We start from the raw sequence: 19241 nt of genomic DNA on the forward strand, positions 1-19241 counted from the left end.
AATAGAGAGCAAGGTTCAATCCATTGGGTTGAGCCTTTGTTTTTATAGTCATTATGCGTTACTTTGAGGCCTTCATTTTAATATTACTACGCTAAATTATTACTACTATGAACCAATTTGTTTTAACCGGGCTGGCCTCATTATCGGTACTTTCTGCCTGTCAGTCCACAAAACAGAACAAGGAAGAAAGCCTGTCCCAAAAGCCGAATATCGTTTATATTCTGGCAGATGACCTCGGTTATGGCGATTTAAGTTGTTACGGACAGCAAAAGTTTAAAACTCCCAACATTGATCGGTTGGCGCAGAAAGGAATGCTTTTTACGCAGCATTATGCGGGATGTACGGTTTGTGCTCCTTCCAGGTCTTCGTTAATGACCGGACAGGATACCGGACATACCCCAATTCGTGGTAATGTAGAGGTGGAGCCAGAAGGGCAGTTGCCAATTTCTTCTGATACCTACACGGTTGCGGAAATGTTGAAGGAGGCTGGTTATGCTACTGGTGCTTTCGGAAAGTGGGGGCTAGGTTCTCCGGGCTCTGAAGGCGACCCAAATAACCAGGGTTTCGATGTATTTTTCGGCTACAATTGCCAGCTGCTGGGACATAATTACTATCCGTATCACTTATGGAGTAATCAAGACAAAGTGGTGTTGGATGAAAATGCCGGCCACGGGACTGGTGTTTATGCGCCGAATATGATTCATGAACAGGCTTTACGCTTTTTGGAAAAGAATAAGGATAAGCCTTTCTTCATGTACTACCCGACGATTATTCCACACGCTGAGTTGTTCGCTCCGGAAGAGTATATGGAAAAATTTAGAGGCAAGCTGGAACCCGAGCGAAACTATAAAGGAGTTGACGACGGTCCTCGATATAAAAAAGGAGGCTACGGCTCACAACCAGATTCGCATGCGGCTTTTGCTGCCATGGTGACCTTGCTGGATGATCATGTGGGAGAAGTGATGACCAAGTTGGAGGAACTCGGCATTGCAGATAATACGATCGTAATCTTTACTTCAGATAATGGTCCTCATAAAGAAGGAGGAGCTGATCCTGACTTTTTCAATAGCAATGGACCACTTAAAGGGTATAAGCGCGACCTTTACGAAGGAGGTATCCGAGTGCCAATGATTGCTGTATGGCCTGGACATATTGAAGCTGGAAGCAAGAGCGATCACATCTCTGCTTTTTGGGACTTCATGCCAACCTGTGCCGAGCTAGTTGGTGCGAATACCCCAACAAACGGGCAGGGTGTTTCATTCTTGCCAACATTGCTTGGAGAACAAACGCAAGCTGAGCACGATTATTTGTATTGGGAGTTCCATGAGTGGAACGGACGTCAGGCTATCCGTAAAGGAGATTGGAAGTTGGTTCATTACAATGTGTTCAAACCTGAAAAGAAAACTACGGAGTTGTATAAGGTAACCGAAGATCCGGGAGAAGAAAATAACTTGGCAGAGCAATATCCTGAAAAGGTAAAAGAACTAAAAGCCTTATTGGATCAGGCTCGGGTAAGTTCCCCTGATTTCTCATTTAATGATTAAGGTTTTTAGCTGATATAAAAAATTGAAACAGAAAGGCCATCTCTAAAAATGAGATGGCCTTTTGCTGTTTAATAGCGTCCTTCAGTTGTGTCTTTTAAAAGGTGATGACATGAGTTGATGGATCTTTCAAATAGTCGGTGAGTGGTTTTCCCATACCGTCTACCTCAAAGCCCAGTTTTTTCAAATCATCAGCAATGCCGTATGCATTGGCACAAGCAATACAGGCCCTGATTTCTACGCCATCCTTTTGCATGGTATGCAGTTTTTCCTGAATTTTCAGGTTCTCCGAAGTTAATTTTGCTGATGGCCCCCAAATGATGAGGGTAACCTCATTGAACCAATCGTTGTTTTTAGCAGCATGCGTGTACATGAGTGCCACGCGATATGCAACGTAAGGATCATCGCTGGTCCAAACAACAACCAGTTTCTCTTGCTGCTTTTCGTTTGTAGTTGGTGTGTTTTGAGCCATACTTGGGAGCATGTTTAAAAGCAAAAATGCTAGGGTTAGGTAAATTTTTGGATGTTTCATCTGGATAAATTTTAATTTCCCGATAATTTAAAAATTCAAATTTGACAGATGGAACCACTCCATCCGTCGCTTTCTCATAATTAATGAAGATTTTCGATAATGGCCAGCAGTAACTTCCCACTGATTCGCGTTTTATAATCTGGATTCACGTATTCAAATTCGATGTTTCCATTTGTGTCTATCACAAATACGGAAGGAACCGGCAAAATGCCTTGATTTTCCCCTTCGCTGCTTTTCTCAAGCAAGCCGAGGTAGTTTTCAGGAGCTTTAAAAGCAATTCCCATGGCTTCCATCAGCGTTCCGTCGGCATCAGAGTATAGTTGATAATGGATTTGCTTATCATCTTCAGTTGTTTGCAGGTTAGCTGGAGCATCCGGGCTGATAGCCAGAATTTGGTAACCTTGGTCAATAATTGCTTCCTCAGCCTCTTGAATTTCCGAAAGATGAGCATTGCAATAAGGACACCATCCGCCACGATAAAAAAGCAAAACGGTTGGCTTTTCGGCGACCAGGCTTCGAAGCTGCTGTTCTTGGTTGTCCGCAGATTTTAAACTAATATCAGGGACTTGTTGTCCGATAAGCAAGGGGCTTACTTCTTCCGGAGATTTGGCCACTTGGGCGAGTGTTGTGCTACTTATTAAAACGAGTAAAACGATTAGTGCTTTCATCGGGTTGAAATGTTTTTTTGTTTCAAATCTGAAGCCAGCTGGCTGACTTTGTTGTTGAAATTGAGGGCTCCAACGTTTCGGCTGGAGCCTCTATTCTTATAAGAAATAAGGACCAAAATAGTTTAAGCTGCTTGGTGATTAATGGCAGGAACAGCAGGGAAATCTACCGGAATTTGGGTGGCATTATGCAAGAAATTGGTAAATCCGGTGAGGTTTACAAGGGCAACCAAGTCAACCAAAGCTTTTTCGTCGAAACCCTGCTCGAAGAAACGCTCTTTGGTTTCATCGCTAATCCGACCTCGGCTTTTGGTGATTTCATGAGCGGTATTTACCAATACGTTTAGGCGTTCGTCGGCAATTGTTCCTTTGCGGATATCAATGGTATCTTGTTCGCTAAATCCATTCATTTTAGCCAAAGCAGTGTGTGCTGCAGTACAGTATTGACACTGATTGGTTTCAGAAACTGCGAGCTTAATGGCTTCTCCTTCCTTTTTGGTAAAGCTGGATTGTGCAACTGCTTGCGAGAAGCCTAAGAATCCCTCTAAAACGTTAGAAGAATAGCCAATGGTTGCATATAAGTTGGGTACCATACCCAGGCTTTGTTCCAACTGACCGAAAATTTGTTGTGCTTTTGCATCTACTTGTTCTTTGGTAGGGACTTGAATCTTTTTCATTGTTTTCATTTTTAAGTGAGTAATTGTACAATGCAAAGATGGCTACTGCAGGCTAGCTGCGGAATGATGGTTTTTCCCGTCTAGTTGTCAATATTTCCCAAAGTGCTTTAGAAGATTATTTCTTGCACCCGATATCCAACGCTTTGTGGTTGTAATTTCGAAAAATACTTCTGGTTAAAATGGTGGAATTGTGAGTTGTTCCTGGTATTCCGAAGGACTTTGCCCGGCCACATTCTTAAACAGTCGACTAAATTGAGCTGCTTCCGAGAAACCTAGATCATAAGCAATTTCTTTAATCGGCTTGTCGGTGTAATACATTTCACGTTTCGCCTCTAAAATAATTCGTTCCTGAATGATTTGGAGGGGTGAGGCTCCATATAGCCGTTTGAAGGTGTTCGAGAGCGTTTTGGGCGATTTAAAAAGGAGGTCAGCATAATCTGCCACTTTGTGCATGGTGCGGAAATGCTTTTCAACCAGAGCTTGAAAATTGCGAATATCATCGGTTTCCTCCTGTGGCGGATCAATGTTGCGAAAAAGTTGTTGACGGCCCAGCCGAACGCTGATGATGATAAGCCGTTTGAGGAGTAGGCGCAACATGTCGCCTTGCGTGCTGTCGTTTTGCTGAAACTCTTCCTCTATTAATCGAATCAAATGTTGGTTGTCAGCAGTCTCTTTGGTGTTGGTATGTAGAATGGGCAAGCCTGGCATTGCACCAAAAAGAAGTCCATCGCACGATAACTCTTTATCATGTAACTCAAGGCAGTAAAAAGCTTGGTTGAAATCAATCAGGTAATGTCGGTCATCCTTGGGTTCAATGGATGAAACATAACTCCCCGGAGTTACAAATACGATACTGTTGGGCTTTATCTGGTAACTTGAGAAATCAGACTGCACGATCATGGTTTCTCCAAAGTTTAGGAAAATACTGTAGAATGAGAGTGGGGTTTGGCTGTTTGCTTTAAGCCATTTGGGAGCTTGTGAAAGGGCAAAAAAGCCATCCAGCTGGTCGCTATATGTGTAATTCATCCGTCTTATTTTGAGCTTGAGTATTCCGATACTTATCAACTTTAAAGATAACCAAACCATTTTTTTGAATGTCGGTAGGCTTGTTAACGTTTGTTATGGCATGCAAAAGCTGATGCTCCTTTCATCTCGTTTAGCCTATGTTTACTGGCCCTGTTAAAGTTTTAGCCTCCCTGTTGGCTTTTTTCCTGTCCCTGTTACGATTTTGTTCGCCCAGTTATTAAATCTTAGCTTCCTGTAGGTGTTTTTATGATCTCTGTTATACAGGGGGTTAAAATTCTTTATGTAGAGGGGCGTCTAACTGAAAGGACTATCGTTTGATTAACAGGATACTCAATAATACAGGCTATTTGAATGATTTTTTATTTTCGAGCCGGTAAAATTCACGGGATATGGTTAAATTCGGAAGAATTTTGAATTGAGTTATGAGTAATTATAAGGACGTTATTGAAAAGCTAATTGAATTTAGAGATGAGCGAAATTGGGAACAGTTTCACGATTCGAAGAATTTGGCCCTGGCTTTATCCATTGAAGCGGCAGAGTTAAACGAGTTATTTCTTTGGAAGAAAGAGCATGAGTTGAGTGAGGTGAACTACGAAAAGCTGAAAGAAGAGCTTGCCGATGTTTTGGCTTATGCCTTTTTATTGGCCGAGAAACATGAGTTGGATGTTTTTGATATCGTACTGGATAAAATCAAAAAGAATGCAGTCAAGTATCCTGTAGAAAAGGCCAAAGGAACGGCTAAAAAGTACACCGAACTGTAGTTAGTTAGCGTTTCTAAACTACGCTTGGCAAAAGCAGCTGAAAAGCATTGTAACATATTTCGCTTTTAAGATTGGGCCATAAAAAAGTCGAACACAATTGTGCTCGACCATTTCTTATTTCGTGGTATTTTTTTTATCTAATCCCGAGCGTAGGTGTACCAATAAAGGGTTCCGACAAAGAAAGCTCCACCCACAATATTTCCAAGGGTTGCTGGAATCAGGTTTTTCACGATAAAAGTCGTCCAGCTAATGTCAGCTCCTTCAAAGATCGCTAGTGGAATAAAAAACATATTAGCGATGGAGTGCTCAAAGCCCATTGTAACAAAGGCCATAACGGGCCACCAAATGCCCAGAATTTTCCCGGAAGTGTGTTGCGCTGACATTCCCATCCAGAGCGACAAACAAACCAGCCAGTTGGCGCCAATTCCTTTCAGAAAGGTTTTAAAAAATGAATTGCCTGTTTTTCCTAAGGCGATATTTTGTACAGTTTCGCTCCAGGGAGAAGCACTCACCAAATCGGTTAAATGAACCAAAAAATAAGCGACAAACAACGAGCCGATGAAGTTTCCAACATATACCAAGCCCCAGTTACGTAAAGGGGCTGTCCAGCTTTGCTTTTTGCCGAGTACGTTGGGCATAAAGTAGGCATTGTTACCAGTAAACAATTCTGCACCGGCCATGACTACCATCATCAGGCCAACGGGGAACATGGCGCCCATTAAAAATTTGGAAATTCCGGGGTTTTCGGCTGCGATTCCAGGTACCCCGCCACCAACCAGAATGGCCAGTAAGCCGCCAAAGGCAATGTACGCCCCAGCCATAAATGCAAGAACCAGGATTTTTTTTGCGGAGTAGGAATCTTTGTCGATTGCCAGTTTGCCGGCAACTTTGATGATTTCTTTCGGTGAATATAAACTCATCGGTTTTTTATTTTACAATTACTTTTTTGAAGTGAGGGTTTAGTTTTTTCTCGATGCGCTCCAGTTGCTCTGCCGTGTTTTCAGCAACATCTTTCAGTTGATATTGCATTTCCAGCGCTTCCCATTTGTACTCTCCCAGTTTGTGATAAGGTAAAATTTCAAATCGTTCGAGGTAGTTCATTTCAGAAAACTGCTCAATCAGCCAGTCAAGTGAGCTCTCGTCATCAGTAAAACCAGGAACAAGCACGTAACGTAGCCAGAAGGGGCGCTGACTTTCTTCGCGTAGCCGGATGTTGCTGAGCATTGCTTGTAAGCGTGATACACCAGTTAGTGATTGAAAACCTTCGTCAGTAGTCGCTTTTACATCGAACATGACTAAATCGGATAATTCGGAGATTAACTTCTGAGCTTCCGGCGTGCGAACGACACCGTTGGTGTCAATGTTGGTATGGATATTTTCGGCTTTTAAAGCCTCGAAAAATGGGATCAGTGCTTTGCTTTGTAGCATGGGTTCACCTCCGGAGACGGTTACGCCACCATCATCGCCAAAGTAGTTTTTCATGTTGCATGCCCGTTTTACGAGTGCTTCAATTTCCGTCGCGTTACCACCTTTTAGGTTAATGGTGTCGGGATTTTGGCAATACAGACATTTAAGGTTGCAGCCCTGCAAAAAGACCACCAACCTTATTCCCGGACCATCATGCGTCCCAAATGATTCGATTGAATGAACAGAAAGTGTATTTTCAGTTTGGGTCATAGTCTATAAAAATAGAAGACATCCCATCTCTAAAAAGAGACAGCATGTCTTCTGGATAAGTTATATGGATAAAATCCTTTTTATAACGATTCGTGGAATGAGCGAGTCAATACTTCCTGCTGTTGCTCGCGGGTTAGACGAACAAAGTTTACGGCGTATCCCGACACACGAATGGTCAGCTGAGGATGTTCCTCTGGGTGTTCCATTGCGTGGATCAGAGTTTCGCGATCCAAGACGTTCACATTTAAGTGCTGTGCGTTTGAGCCAAAGTAGCCATCCAAGGTCCGAACCAGGTTTGCAATCCGATCTTCAGGAGTTGATCCCAATGATTTTGGTACTACCGACAAGGTGTTTGAAATACCATCTTTCGAATCTTTGTAATCAATTTTAGCTACCGAGTTAAGTGAGGCAATTATACCGTGTGTGTCACGCCCGTGCATTGGGTTAGCTCCTGGTGCAAATGCTACACCTTTGGCACGCCCGTCAGGTGTAGCCCCGGTTTTCAGTCCATACACCACATTCGAAGTAATGGTTAAAACCGAAAGGGTAGGGTTGGCATCTTTGTACACTTTGTGCTGCGATAATTCAGTATTGAAGTGATTGACTACGTCGCGGGCAATCAAGTCAACACGATCGTCATCGTTTCCGTATTTTGGGAAATCACCTTCAATTTCGAAATCAACAGTCAAGCCGTTTTCATCACGAATAGGTTTTACTTTCGCATGTTTAATCGCAGACAATGAATCGGCTACAATTGAAAGGCCTGCAATACCATAAGCGATATTAATCTTTGGATTGGTATCAATTAAAGCCATTTGGGCCTTTTCGTAGTAATATTTATCGTGCATGAAGTGGATGATGTTCATGGCATCGTTATATACGCGAGCCACTTCTTTCATCGCTAGCTTAAAGTTCGCGATCACTTCATCGTAATCAAGGTAGTCGTTTTGAAGAGATGGGATACCGTCAACCATTTGAGTGCCGGTGTTTTCACACTGTCCACGGTTGATGGCCAATAACAGCGTTTTTGCCAGGTTGGTTCTTGCGCCAAAGAACTGAATGTGTTTTCCAAGCTCCTGCATTGACACACAGCAAGCAATACCGTAGTCGTCACAGTTCGCACTTGTCCGCATCAAGTCATCATTCTCGTACTGAATGGATGAGGTTTCAATGGATACTTTTGCACAGTAATCTTTGAATCCCTGAGGCAGGTTTTTCGACCACAGAATGGTGATGTTTGGCTCTGGGGATGGCCCCAGGTTGTATAATGTATTCAGGAAGCGGAATGAGGTTTTTGTAACCTTGCTACGTCCATCAATCAACAAGCCACCGATTGACTCCGTTACCCAAGTTGGATCACCAGCAAAAATTTGATCATAAGCTTCCATGCGAAGGTGGCGAACCATGCGCAGTTTCATGACAAATTGGTCAATGTACTCCTGCGCTTCTTCCTCTGTGATAATACCTTCAGTTAAGTCTTTTTCAATAAAAATATCCAGGAATGAAGATACACTTCCCAATGACATGGCAGCTCCATCTTGCTCTTTTACGGCAGCAAGGTAAGCCATGTAGGTCCATTGAACAGCTTCGCGAGCATTTTCAGCAGGGCGGCTAAGGTCAAGATTGTAGATTTTACCCATCTCGATCATGTCGTAAAGCGCCTTAATTTGCTCTGAAACCTCTTCGCGCAAACGAATCGTTGCATCGGTCATTGGCCCGTGGATCTCACTTAAATCAGCTTTTTTAGATTCAATTAACCGGTTGATTCCGTACAAGGCAACGCGTCGGTAATCTCCAATGATTCGTCCACGTGCGTAGTTGTCAGGTAGACCAGTTAAAAATCCTAAAGAGCGGAATTTGCGAATCTCGTCAGTGTAAGCGTCAAACACACCGTCGTTGTGCGTTTTTGTGTATTTGCTGAAACTCTCTGTAATAACTTCGTTTGGTGCGAGTCCATGCTCAGAAAGGGCTTTCTGAACAACTTTGAAGCCTCCATAAGGTTTCATCGCACGTTTCAATACTTGATCTGTTTGCAGGCCTACGATTACTTCACTTTCCTGATCGATGTAGCCGGCTTTAAATGCAGTCATTGAAGATACGGTTTGCGTATCAACACTGCGCAGGCCATTTTTTTGGCGCTCTTCCTTTAGTGCGTCTTTACAGATGTCCCACAAGCGAGTTGTACGTGCCGTTGGGCCTACCAAAAAGTCATGATTACCAGTGTAGGGAGTGATATTCTGAGTAACAAAATCCTTTACCTCAATGGTGTTGGTCCAAATTCCTTCTTTAAACTTCATAGCTGATTTTCTTTCTGATCGTTAATTATATCATTGATTGCAACTTAATACAATTCATATGTTTTATAACATGTAATTTTTCGGCAAATATAGGAAATATTCGGAACAGTCAAAATCCCCATTTTTAGTGATTCTTCCAACTGAAGAAAACTCAATAATAAATACCTGTTGCTCAGTTAAAAACAACAAGTATATTTTATGGATTGTTTTGTTTTTTTATTTAAAATGGATGGGATGGTTAGTCGCTCAGCAAAGAAATACTGCTTTGTATATCTGATTGCTCCCATTAGGAGGGTTAAAAGTAATAGAATTTTCAAGTAACTGATTATTTGTAATAACTATTTTTCGTGTTTTGTGTTGCTTTATAATTATTTTTCGTGATTTGTAATTGTTTTTCTGCTATATTTGGTGTAATTGTTTTTCGTAGATGAATATGAATCGTAATTGTTTTTCACAAGAAATAACTGTTTTTCGGGGCAGAGTTGCTCCGGAAAAAGGCTATTTGGTTGGATATGGAGCGATTATCCATAATTACAACTTACCTGTACCAATTCCCTTTGGTCTGTCATTAATTAGTCTGAAAGACAGGAAGTATCAAACAGAAAATTGGCAAATTTTTACTCCCAGATATAACCCGGATAGTACGCTCTACAAACAACTAGTTTTTGCACTGAAATATGAAGGTGTAAACCTCCTGATATTAAAAAAGCTATTTGACGTATTAAGCCCCGATGAGATAAAAGAACTTGTGCGGATTGAACCAACAAGCCAGTATAGTCGCAAGATCTGGTTTTTATATGAGTGGTTATTGCATTATCAATTAGATATTCCGGATTTGAACCGAGGAAATTTTGTGTCGCTAATCGATGATAAAAAACAATTTGCCATAGGAGGGAAACGATCATCTCGTCATCGGATTATTAATAATTTACCGGGGACACCAGAGTTTTGCCCGTTGATTTCCAAAACCGAAAAATTAAATCAATACATTGCTTCTGACTTTCAGAAGCAGAAGAATAACTACCTGAAAGGCATTCATAAAGATGTGATGCAACGCGCAGCATCCTTTTTATTATTGAAAGACTCAAAAGCGTCGTTTACTATTGAAGGAGAAAACCCTGGAACAAACCGCGCTTTGCGATGGGGGAAGGCCATTGGAGAGGCTGGTAGAAATCCGTTATCAAAAGCAGAGTTGTTGCGGTTGCAGCAAATCATTATTGAGAACAAACGCTTTACTAACATGGGATTTCGCACTGAAGGCGGTTTTGTGGGAGACCGTGACCGAGTGAATGGTGATCCAATTCCAGACCATATTTCGGCTAAGCCGGAAGATGTGGAAATGCTTCTGGACGGACTGATTGAAGCTTCGGAGCTCATGGAAAGTGAAACTTTTAATCCCATTCTAGCTGCTGCAAGCATTGCTTTTGGTTTTGTTTTTATCCATCCTTTTTCAGATGGAAATGGCCGACTTCATCGCTACCTGATTCATCATCTTTTAGCGAAACTGAATCTGGCACAGCAAGGTGTTATTTTTCCTATTTCAGCTTCGATCTTAGACCGGATAGATCAATATCGAAACGTTTTGGAATCGTATTCTCATCCAGTTTTAGACCAGATTGATTGGGAGATTACGCCGGATCACAATGTCCGGGTGTTGAATGAGACCATTGATTATTACCGGTATTTTGATGCGACCAAGCAAGCTGAGTTTTTGTTTGAATGTGTTTTTGATACCATTAATCGGATCATCCCCGAGGAAGTCAATTACATTCTCAACTATGATGAGTTCAAACGATTCATTGATGATCAGTTCGAGATGCCGGATAAATTAGTTGCAAGCTTGGTTCGTTTTCTCGAACAAAATAATGGAACACTTTCCAAACGGGCACTGAGCAGGGAATTCAAGGCACTTAAGGTAACGGAAGTGAAGGTGATTGAAAAGTTGTATCGTGAAATATTCAACGGATAAAAGTAAATCAAAAAAAAACTCACCAATGCTTGATGCATTGATGAGCGTCAGTGGAGCTGCGGGGAATCGAACCCCGGTCCAAACGAGGAAGCCATATGCTTTCTACATGTTTAGCCCCGACTTAATTTTCGAGTAGTAGCTGGATCAAGGCCACCGACCACTACCTTATCTTCTAAAGTTTCGCTTAGTGCGCGAAGCGAGCACTTAACTAGCCTCGATTTTTTGCACCGCCGAACCGGATAGCCTCAAGGCAATAGCATCCGGGCGATGTCCTGTCCCAGCACCTTGTGCCGGGATTAAGCAGTTAACCTACTGTGATTCGGTTACGCAGCAAGAGCGTAATTGTTTTCGCCAATTAAAAGTTTGATCATTAAGATTTTCGAGCCAACAACCAAAGCTCGACATGCTTACATACCTCTTCTACCCGCTGTCAAAACCAGTCAGCCCCGGTAATCGAGGGACGACAAAATTACAATAAATTTTGGCAAAACCACAAACTTACGATAGTTTCTCTCGCTTTATTCTCGGTGGTTTTAACGAATAGCATTTGATGAACTAGAAAGCAAGCTGACTTCTGAATAAGAAGATAATTGTTATCTTTAGAATTCGTGAAATAGAAAGAGAATTATGAAGATTGGCATTTTGAGAGAGACCCGGCGATGGAAAGATCGTAGAGTAGCTATCACCCCGGAAACAGCAGCGTGGATTAAGCAGAATTATCCTACCATTGATATTGTCGTTCAACCCAGTTCGTTACGAGTTCATAAAGATGAAGAATATGCTCAATTAGGCATTCCTGTTGTAGAAGATATTTCAGATTGTGATCTGTTGATTGGTGTTAAAGAGGTCGCAAACGAGGCGCTTATTGAGGGGAAAACCTACCTGATGTTTGCTCATGTTGCGAAAGAACAATCACACAATCAGGAGTTTTTTCGGTTGATGGCTCAAAAGAAAATTACCTTAATTGATTACGAATATTTAGTTGACAAACACAATGATCGTTTGGTAGCCTTTGGTTTTTGGGCGGGCGTGGTTGGTGCCTATTATGCACTACTAGGAGTGGCTAAACGTTTTTGTGATATGGAAATACCTGGGCCAGAGGAATGCACAGATTTGAATGATTTGCACCGTCAGTTAAAAGCAATTCCACTACCTCCGTTAAAATTTTTGATTACCGGGGGTGGGAGAGTGGCTTCAGGCGCTTTAGAGATTATTAAACATTTGGGTATTCCAGAAGTGCTTCCTCATGATTTCTTATTGAGGGATTATGATCATCCGGTATTTACCCGTTTGGATCCAGAGGACTACGTTGAGCGGACGGACGGACAAGCATACAGCAATCTCCATTTTTACGAGCATCCACAGTTGTATCATTCCAGCTTTTTGCCATATACTAAATCCGCAGACGTATTTATTCCTTGCCATTTTTGGAATCAACAATCGCCTGATTTTTTCACCAAGCAGGATTTACTTGCTTCAGACTTTTCTATTTCATTGATTTCAGATATTAGTTGCGATGTGCCAGGCCCAATTCCAACAACCCTTCGAACAACCGAAATTGAAGCTCCTTTTTATGATGTTGAGCCTGAAAGTTGTTCTGAAAAAGAAGCCTTTTCATCCAAAGAACATGTTACGGTAGTTGCAGTAGATAACCTGCCGGCAGCTTTACCGTTCGATGCCTCTCGCACTTTTGCCAGAGATTTATATTATGAGGTATTTCCCTCGCTTTTTGGTGTCGATCACCATCAAATAATTGAACGAGCAACCATTTTAGACAAAGGAAAATTAACTTCATGCTACAGTTACCTGGAAAGCTTCTTGAATGATTAACTAAAGGGATACAATAACTGCTCCTGCAACGAGACCAGCAACCAAATAGTACACGCGGGATTGTCGAATACGGTTCTTCTCATCAACCAACTTTAGGTTTTCTATCTGCTGGTTTTCCAGTTTTAGATCGTTTTGAAGGAGCTGATCATGCCAATAATTAGCTTCCAGTTTTTTGATGGTAATGGCACTGTCAGCAAGTGCTGTTCGCTCTTCAAACAAGCTAATTTTTTGCTGGTAAAGCCCGAGTTTTTGCTCGTTTATTTCGTTGGCAACAGCACTCTTAAGAAGTGATTTAACCTTTTGGGAAGGAATCACATAAACTGTATCACTTGTATTGTTGGTATACGTTTGTCCGGGATTGACTTTGCTACTTTGTGCCATAGCAGACCAGCCTGTTAAAAGGACAAAGCTTAGAATAAGAATTTGTTTCATCGTATTGGAAATTAAAATCAATAATAGAAAGTTTGTATAGAAGCTTATTTCTGCTTCAGCAGAGGGACAGCTAATTAGACGACTACTTTTGTCTTTAAATTGAAAGAAGAGTTAAGGCCTTTCATTTAGCATTTCCAGAAGTTGATCGCTATTCGCTTGGTCGATTTCTTCCAACTTTTGCTTTTGGTAGTCATCCAAATGGTTGATTTTTTCGGAGAGTAAAGCCGATTTATAGTCAATGTATTGCATTTTTGCTTGTAACAAGCGGAATTTGGCATCATATTCTTGCCGGGCTGTTTCCCATTCTTCGCGTTTTAGGTTATGGTCGGCTTTTATTTGCTCAATCTTTTCTTCGGTTGTTTTCTTTCCAAATATTTTAGATTTCATTCCTGCCCATAAAACTGCAAGGCCACCTATTAATGTCCCGGGGCCTTCAATTTTGAAGCTGACGAAAATCAGCGAGCCAATAACCGCTAAAATGACCACCCCAATAATGATAACTTTGATATTCTTTTCCATAGTGCTGTTTAATTGGGTTCATCGCCTACAACTTCCTTACCTTCGGCGGTATAATTGGATTGAGTGGCATTTGATTGCATTGTGCTAGCTGTAATTTTAGCCAGTTCCTCGCGTGTTTTATTATCTTCCTTGATGATTTTCTCATCGTTGCGGTCTTTCTGATCCATCACCCGGAAGATTTCTTTCATACCAAATATTAATCCCCAAATGGTTGTATTGAAGGTTACCCATTGTGCTCCATTGATTCCTAATTCGTAGGTTTGACCGCCAACTTCAACCATTTTATGACAGATTAACAGGTAGGTGGAGACCCAGGTTCCTGCAATTAATCCCCATAACTTGACGGAAATGAGCGTAAACATGAGTTTGGAGAACCATTTCAACCAAAATTCCTTTTGAATGATGGTGTAGAATTCTTCTTGGTTGATATTGCTTTTTTTATTCATGACTTTAGGGTTAATTTTAACAGTTTAGACCAGGTTTGAGGGCCAACAATGCCGTCTGCGATAAGTTGATTGTCGGTTTGAAATCGACGAATTGCAGATTGGGTTCTTGTTCCGATAATGCCATCTGCTTTTCCACAGTTATAACCCAGTTCATTAAGACGAGACTGAATTTCAGGGATTGTCTTTTCAATGTTTTCAGGGTTTTCTTGTGCACTTAGATGCCCACGCTTGTTTTCAACCCACTCTTGCATGACAAAGCCTGGGCAGGCCGGTTTCCCGAAATGATAGTGTCCGAAAATATCGCTAGAGTTTAGCTGGAGACTTTCAAGCAGAAAGTCTACGAGATCATTGGTTGATTTTATTTGCTCTAAGGTTGGTTCACTGGTGCCCATATCATATCCCGGACCAGAGAAGTTTCCTTGTAGCATAATTCCAATTCCACTGGTATTTTGACCTTTGCAATGCCAAACAATATCGGATAGCTCGTTGGCTTGGATAATTTCACCATCTTTTCGAATAGCATAGTGATAACACAGGTGCGGGCATCCCTTAGGCGTGATGTGATTTTGGGGGCTAACCGAAATGTGATAAGTATTTACATTTTCGATTGAACTTTCACCCAGTTCCTGATGAATAATGATTTTATTGATCTGGCGAAGGTCCCGCTTTTTCCATACTCGAGAAGAATGCCAGGGAAGTTCTTTAATGAGATTTTTAATTTGCATAAGCTTGAGGGTTAAGTGAATTGCTATACAAATTACTAAATTGAACTAAAAAATTCAACTGTCTAATTTTTTTAGTAGGGAGTTTTTTCTTGTAAGCGACAAGAAATCCTTTGAATTTTTCGAACATTTGTGACGAAAGTTGTACATTTGTTCCGCTCAAAATCGGGATGTAGCGCAGTCTGGTAGCGTACTTCGTTCGGGACGAAGGGGTCGCTGGTTCGAATCCAGTCATCCCGACATTCTCTGATGACAATTTGCTTATTGAAAGCGGATTGTCATTTTTTTATCAATACAGACAGACTCTATTTTCTAATTTGGTTGTTTTGGGATGTGAATTTGAAACTGATCTGCGTTTGGATATCTAATTAAGGATATGTCAAAGAACATTTCTGTTGTAGTGGATATTTTATTGAGAATAAAACATATGTTTCATTTGAAACTTGTAGTTTTGAATTCAATTAAATATTTTTTAATGGCACATACGTTAAAACTTCATATCTGGAAGGTTCTCCTAAAGCCTTCGATGACAAAACAAAAAGATGTACCGAATGAAATGTTACTTAATAGAATTAAAGCAATAAATGGTACCGAAAGTGGTGATCCTTATATTGCTTTTGCCAAAGGGTATATCGAGTCTTTCAATGGCAGGTTTGCTAAGAATAGGAAAAGAACAAAATCATTTGCACCTATAGTAGAAAAGATTTACACTAAAAGCAATCAAAACTTAATTTATGGTTTTCTTCAAGGAGGCCCGACTGGCATAGAACAGTACATTAAACCAAACTCTGACTATAAAAGAGATTCAACGGATGTTGGAGTGGATGACGTAGTTAATTTAGATTACTATTTTCATTTTTGGATTCCTGCTGATACGAATTATGCTTATATCATGCTGCAAAGCTACAGTGAAGTTAACAGGGGGATAGCTGGGCCTTTTTTTGAACATCTACATGAATTCTTAGGAAAGTACGGGTATATTATGAGGGGTAAGGAGCCGAAAGTCCCTAAACCAATCAAGGAGATGTTTATGGAAGAGAGCGTCATAATAGGGATGGATATAATAAAAGACAGAACAAGTCCAGCAGATAGAAAAAGATTCAATCAGGCTCTGCATGAATCAGAAAAAGCAAAGTTTAAGCTTAGTGTTTCTGGAATTTCAATGCCTTTTTCATGGTTTCAGAAGCATTTCAAAATGAGTAAAAGGGGGAATCCCTTTTTTATCGATTTATCAGAGTTAGGAATAACGGATCCCAACGATTATATAGCAAATGTTAGATACAGAGATCCTATTACTAATACTTCTACTCAGGCAAAACTATCAGATTTATTGAATATTCGGCCTACAATTGTACTTCCTGAAAGTGTAAAGAAAAAGGGCTCTGAATACCCTGATCTGGATAAAGTTTTTGTATTTTGTAATCAGCAACTTCAGATGCTTTTACTCGAAGAAAAATACGCGACGGTAGATGAATATCAAGGTTAAACAGATATTAAAAGAAGCCCATAAAGCACTCTATACTGAAGATACTGGGGATGTTTCAACTATTAAAAAAATCGTAAAGATATTTGTATTTGATCTGTTTCCTGGATTAGTAGCTATTTTTTTGATTTTTACAGATAACATACTTGATTCAAGCTCATCTCTAATTGGAAGTATATTAACCACTTGTTCAATATTTGCAGGGCTATTGTTTAGCTTGATCATTGTAATTGTAGATAAAGCGAAAAAGATCAAGGAAACTAAGAACGAAGAAGTTTTAAGTGAATTCTATTACTTGAAAAAATATTTGCGTTTTTCAAAGCATTTGATCACCAAAATTTCATACACGATATTAATTTCTTTATTAGTTATTGTCTTTTCTGCTTTTTTGAATTTAAATTTTGGATTGGGAAAATACATTAGTTTTGTATCTACATACAAGCTGCATATTATCAGCTTCTTTATTTATTACTTTTCCATTCAGTTCATATTATTGATTATAGATATTGTTTCTGATATGTACGACGTCTTTTTAGAAGAAATCGATTGAGTATTTTTGTTTCTTTTTAGCTGAAATAAATGAATCTCAAAATTAAATCTCAGATTCTACATAATAGTGTAGGTTTTCTTTAGTGATAATATCCAGTGGGAGATACTTTATTGGCTGAACTTTCTTCTTAAAAAGTAAATGGTCAATCAGAAAGTGAATGCCAAAGTAACCTTGTCCTTTAGGGTTTTGGTTGATCAAGAAATTGATAACTCCCTCATTTAGGAAAGTCAGGTTTTTCTGAAGTAAATCGTAGCCCACCAACCGAAGTTTCTTGTCTTTTCGTTTTTTGAGGTATTCGGCAATGGTATAGGCTTTAGAGTTGGTTACAAAAAAGCCAATAATTGAAGGAACATCAATTAAAAGTTGATCCAGTTTTTTGTAGAAAGCAGCTTTGTCCGAGCTGTTTTGAAGTTCCAGCCGCATCAGGTTGAATTTATCTTCCTGCTCCTTAAAATAATCCATAAACCCTTGCTCTTTCCGGATCAGGTGGGAGGAGTTTGGAACATCTTCATCAATGTGTGCCACAACAAAGCTCACCGGCTCTGTTCCAGTAAATCCATAATGCAGCAACTTGGCTGCAACCACGCCACTTTGATAAGAATCCTGCCCGATATATGATAGTGGATCGTAATTGGGAATGTGTGTGTTAAAAAGGTTAAAGGGAATATCCTGCCTTTTCCATTCATTTAAATAAGCAAGTGACTCCCGATAAAAAACAGGAGCCACCAGTATACCATCGTAATTTCCTTCCGTAACGACCTTAGCTTCTTTTTTAAATGACTCCACTTCGAACTGATTGAAAATATGATAGGTGACCGTTACCCCATATTGAGCCAGTTCTGATTCTGCTTTTGCAATACCACGGATTGGACCATCCCAGAATTCGTCCAAAGCTGCATCTGGAATTAAAGCTGCAATATTGAACTCTTTTTGGGAAACCAAAGCTCGCGCCAACATATTGGGTTCATAGTTGAGTTCTTTCGCAATGGTTTGGACACGTTGTTTCACTTCATCCGAAACCCGTCCACGGTTGTGTAATACGCGGTCGACGGTTCCGGTTGATACATTGGCCTTTTTAGCAATATCTTTAATTCGAACAACGTTCCTTCTGGGTCTTTTTTGCTCCATGATTTTTGAGTCAAATAAGGCTAGGGAAATTTATGAAACTTCTTTTTGTATTTGAGTCCAAATTATAAAAAGACTACTTCTCCAAAATAAGGTGGCTGATGAAAATCAGGCTGTGGTGTCTCAATGTTATTCCAGCTTAAGAAATGGGGTTTGCTTAGGTCGTCGCCACATTTGTAGAAGTTTGCCCGCGCATTTTTTCCCGACAATTTACTCAGCTGACTGTTTCCGAAAAGTTCAATTGGAAGCTGTATACTTAGCTGCCACTCAAAGCGAGGAGATTCTTGTCCATTGAGACGTTGAATTTTAGTTTGTGTTTTTATCTTGCTGAGTTGCTCTACGCTCTGAGATGCTCTTTTCTCACGATCTGGTCCATTAGCTGACAGGCAAGTTCCCAGGCTGTTAAACTCGAAGTTGTAATAGTTTTCTTCTCCATCAAAAATAATGAAGAATTCAACACAGCTATCCGTGTAAACCGGCTCATTGTGGCGGCTGTAACGCGCTAATATTTCATCTTCGCGGACGGTGTAATGAAGAAAAATATACGCATCGTTATGAGCGATCTTAAAATTGACATCATGTATTGTATCTGGTTTTCCCCAAGGAGCAAAGGCTAGTGGGGTAGCTGCTTGTTCTTTTAAAACTTGAGCAATTGCTTCTGGGCCTGATATTGGTGCTTCCAGGCGTGGAATTTCTAATTTCATTGGTCTAAAATTAATTGTTCTTGTGTACTAAAATTTGTCTAAGATAGCTTTATTGTTCGAAGTAGAGAAATGTTACTTATTCTTTGGAAAAAGTGTGTTCCTTCTGTGAAAAAGAAGTACAAAGGTATCTTTTTGATAATAAGAGTTTTGGTTAGAATAGTTGTCATTTGTTTAAAAAGGAGTCTCTCGTTAACCTTCTGATATGTATGGCATTGTCTCTATTTGTGACTTTTAGAGATAATTGCGTGTTCGTACAATATGTGTGGAAATAGAACGAAAAGTTCA

General features: G+C 40.3%; 19 protein-coding genes, 1 tRNA gene and 1 other RNA gene. 7 read left to right on the forward strand and 14 right to left on the reverse strand.

Annotation, left to right across the window (positions count from 1 at the left end; all coding sequences use genetic code 11):
* The first annotated feature begins 107 nt into the window (after positions 1–107).
* Complete coding sequence (locus BM156_RS08740; RefSeq protein WP_093919481.1) at positions 108–1544, forward strand: arylsulfatase; 1437 nt, start codon at positions 108–110, stop codon at positions 1542–1544.
* Positions 1545–1638: 94 nt separating this feature from the next.
* Here BM156_RS08740 and BM156_RS08745 read toward each other — a convergent pair whose 3' ends face one another.
* The 4 genes from BM156_RS08745 to BM156_RS08760 all read right to left on the reverse strand — a co-directional run bounded on the left by BM156_RS08745 (position 1639) and on the right by BM156_RS08760 (position 4441).
* Positions 1639–2073, reverse strand: coding sequence for a DsrE family protein (locus tag BM156_RS08745; protein ID WP_244525727.1), 435 nt, complete (start codon positions 2071–2073; stop codon positions 1639–1641).
* Positions 2074–2153: 80 nt separating this feature from the next.
* Positions 2154–2741, reverse strand: coding sequence for a peroxiredoxin-like family protein (locus BM156_RS08750; protein WP_093919482.1), 588 nt, complete (start codon positions 2739–2741; stop codon positions 2154–2156).
* 122 nt (positions 2742–2863) lie between these two features.
* Positions 2864–3415, reverse strand: coding sequence for a carboxymuconolactone decarboxylase family protein (locus BM156_RS08755; protein WP_093919483.1), 552 nt, complete (start codon positions 3413–3415; stop codon positions 2864–2866).
* A gap of 174 nt (positions 3416–3589) precedes the next feature.
* Complete coding sequence (locus BM156_RS08760; protein WP_170846910.1) at positions 3590–4441, reverse strand: helix-turn-helix domain-containing protein; 852 nt, start codon at positions 4439–4441, stop codon at positions 3590–3592.
* 422 nt (positions 4442–4863) lie between these two features.
* On the opposite strand from BM156_RS08760, the gene BM156_RS08765 reads away from it, so the two are divergent.
* The gene (locus tag BM156_RS08765) at positions 4864–5202 is read left to right on the forward strand and encodes a nucleotide pyrophosphohydrolase (protein ID WP_093919485.1); all 339 of its coding nucleotides are present in this window, start codon (positions 4864–4866) and stop codon (positions 5200–5202) included.
* 137 nt (positions 5203–5339) lie between these two features.
* On the opposite strand, the gene BM156_RS08770 is transcribed toward BM156_RS08765, so the two are convergent.
* From BM156_RS08770 to pflB, 3 genes are all read right to left on the reverse strand, one after another.
* A complete protein-coding gene (locus tag BM156_RS08770) occupies positions 5340–6122 on the reverse strand; it encodes a formate/nitrite transporter family protein (protein WP_093919486.1) in 783 nt (260 codons plus the stop codon).
* Positions 6123–6129: 7 nt separating this feature from the next.
* A complete protein-coding gene (pflA, locus tag BM156_RS08775) occupies positions 6130–6879 on the reverse strand; it encodes a pyruvate formate-lyase-activating protein (protein ID WP_093919487.1) in 750 nt (249 codons plus the stop codon).
* Between the two features lie 80 nt (positions 6880–6959).
* The gene (pflB, locus tag BM156_RS08780) at positions 6960–9176 is read right to left on the reverse strand and encodes a formate C-acetyltransferase (RefSeq protein WP_093919488.1); all 2217 of its coding nucleotides are present in this window, start codon (positions 9174–9176) and stop codon (positions 6960–6962) included.
* Between the two features lie 427 nt (positions 9177–9603).
* On the opposite strand from pflB, the gene BM156_RS08785 reads away from it, so the two are divergent.
* Positions 9604–11145 carry a Fic family protein gene (locus BM156_RS08785; protein ID WP_244525728.1) on the forward strand — a complete coding sequence of 514 codons (1542 nt, stop codon included), beginning with the start codon at positions 9604–9606 and terminating at the stop codon, positions 11143–11145.
* Between the two features lie 48 nt (positions 11146–11193).
* On the opposite strand, the gene ssrA is transcribed toward BM156_RS08785, so the two are convergent.
* Positions 11194–11593: a transfer-messenger RNA gene (ssrA, locus tag BM156_RS08790) on the reverse strand.
* A 179-nt stretch (positions 11594–11772) separates the two neighbouring features.
* Between ssrA and BM156_RS08795 the strand changes: the two genes are divergently transcribed.
* Positions 11773–12975: an NAD(P)-dependent oxidoreductase gene (locus BM156_RS08795; protein WP_093919489.1), complete on the forward strand. Its 1203-nt coding sequence runs from the start codon at positions 11773–11775 to the stop codon at positions 12973–12975.
* Here the strand turns inward: BM156_RS08795 and BM156_RS08800 are convergent, their stop codons facing one another.
* From BM156_RS08800 to BM156_RS08815, 4 genes are all read right to left on the reverse strand, one after another.
* Positions 12976–13407, reverse strand: a complete 432-nt coding sequence (locus BM156_RS08800; protein WP_093919490.1) for a hypothetical protein — start codon at positions 13405–13407, stop codon at positions 12976–12978. It lies immediately after the preceding gene.
* A 111-nt stretch (positions 13408–13518) separates the two neighbouring features.
* Complete coding sequence (locus BM156_RS08805) at positions 13519–13926, reverse strand: hypothetical protein (protein WP_093919491.1); 408 nt, start codon at positions 13924–13926, stop codon at positions 13519–13521.
* A gap of 8 nt (positions 13927–13934) precedes the next feature.
* The gene (locus BM156_RS08810) at positions 13935–14372 is read right to left on the reverse strand and encodes a hypothetical protein (RefSeq protein ID WP_093919492.1); all 438 of its coding nucleotides are present in this window, start codon (positions 14370–14372) and stop codon (positions 13935–13937) included.
* Positions 14369–15097, reverse strand: coding sequence for a peptidoglycan recognition protein family protein (locus BM156_RS08815; protein ID WP_093919493.1), 729 nt, complete (start codon positions 15095–15097; stop codon positions 14369–14371). Before BM156_RS08815 ends, BM156_RS08810 begins: the two co-directional genes overlap by 4 nt.
* 163 nt (positions 15098–15260) lie before the next feature.
* Between BM156_RS08815 and BM156_RS08820 the strand changes: the two genes are divergently transcribed.
* From BM156_RS08820 to BM156_RS08830, 3 genes are all read left to right on the forward strand, one after another.
* Positions 15261–15334, forward strand: a tRNA-Pro gene (locus BM156_RS08820).
* A 235-nt stretch (positions 15335–15569) separates the two neighbouring features.
* Positions 15570–16580 (forward strand): hypothetical protein, encoded by a 1011-nt coding sequence (locus tag BM156_RS08825; protein WP_139218243.1) that lies wholly within the window; start codon positions 15570–15572, stop codon positions 16578–16580.
* Positions 16564–17127, forward strand: coding sequence for a hypothetical protein (locus tag BM156_RS08830; RefSeq protein ID WP_093919495.1), 564 nt, complete (start codon positions 16564–16566; stop codon positions 17125–17127). The genes BM156_RS08825 and BM156_RS08830 overlap by 17 nt, the downstream gene beginning before the upstream one ends.
* Positions 17128–17169: 42 nt before the next feature.
* Here BM156_RS08830 and BM156_RS08835 read toward each other — a convergent pair whose 3' ends face one another.
* Together BM156_RS08835 and BM156_RS08840 are read right to left on the reverse strand one after the other, a co-directional pair.
* Complete coding sequence (locus BM156_RS08835) at positions 17170–18255, reverse strand: LacI family DNA-binding transcriptional regulator (protein ID WP_093919496.1); 1086 nt, start codon at positions 18253–18255, stop codon at positions 17170–17172.
* 62 nt (positions 18256–18317) lie between these two features.
* Positions 18318–18956 (reverse strand): carbohydrate-binding family 9-like protein, encoded by a 639-nt coding sequence (locus tag BM156_RS08840; RefSeq protein ID WP_093919497.1) that lies wholly within the window; start codon positions 18954–18956, stop codon positions 18318–18320.
* Between the last annotated feature and the right edge of the window lie 285 nt (positions 18957–19241).

This window comes from Sunxiuqinia elliptica, from assembly GCF_900113005.1.
Lineage (GTDB): Bacteria > Bacteroidota > Bacteroidia > Bacteroidales > Prolixibacteraceae > Sunxiuqinia > Sunxiuqinia elliptica.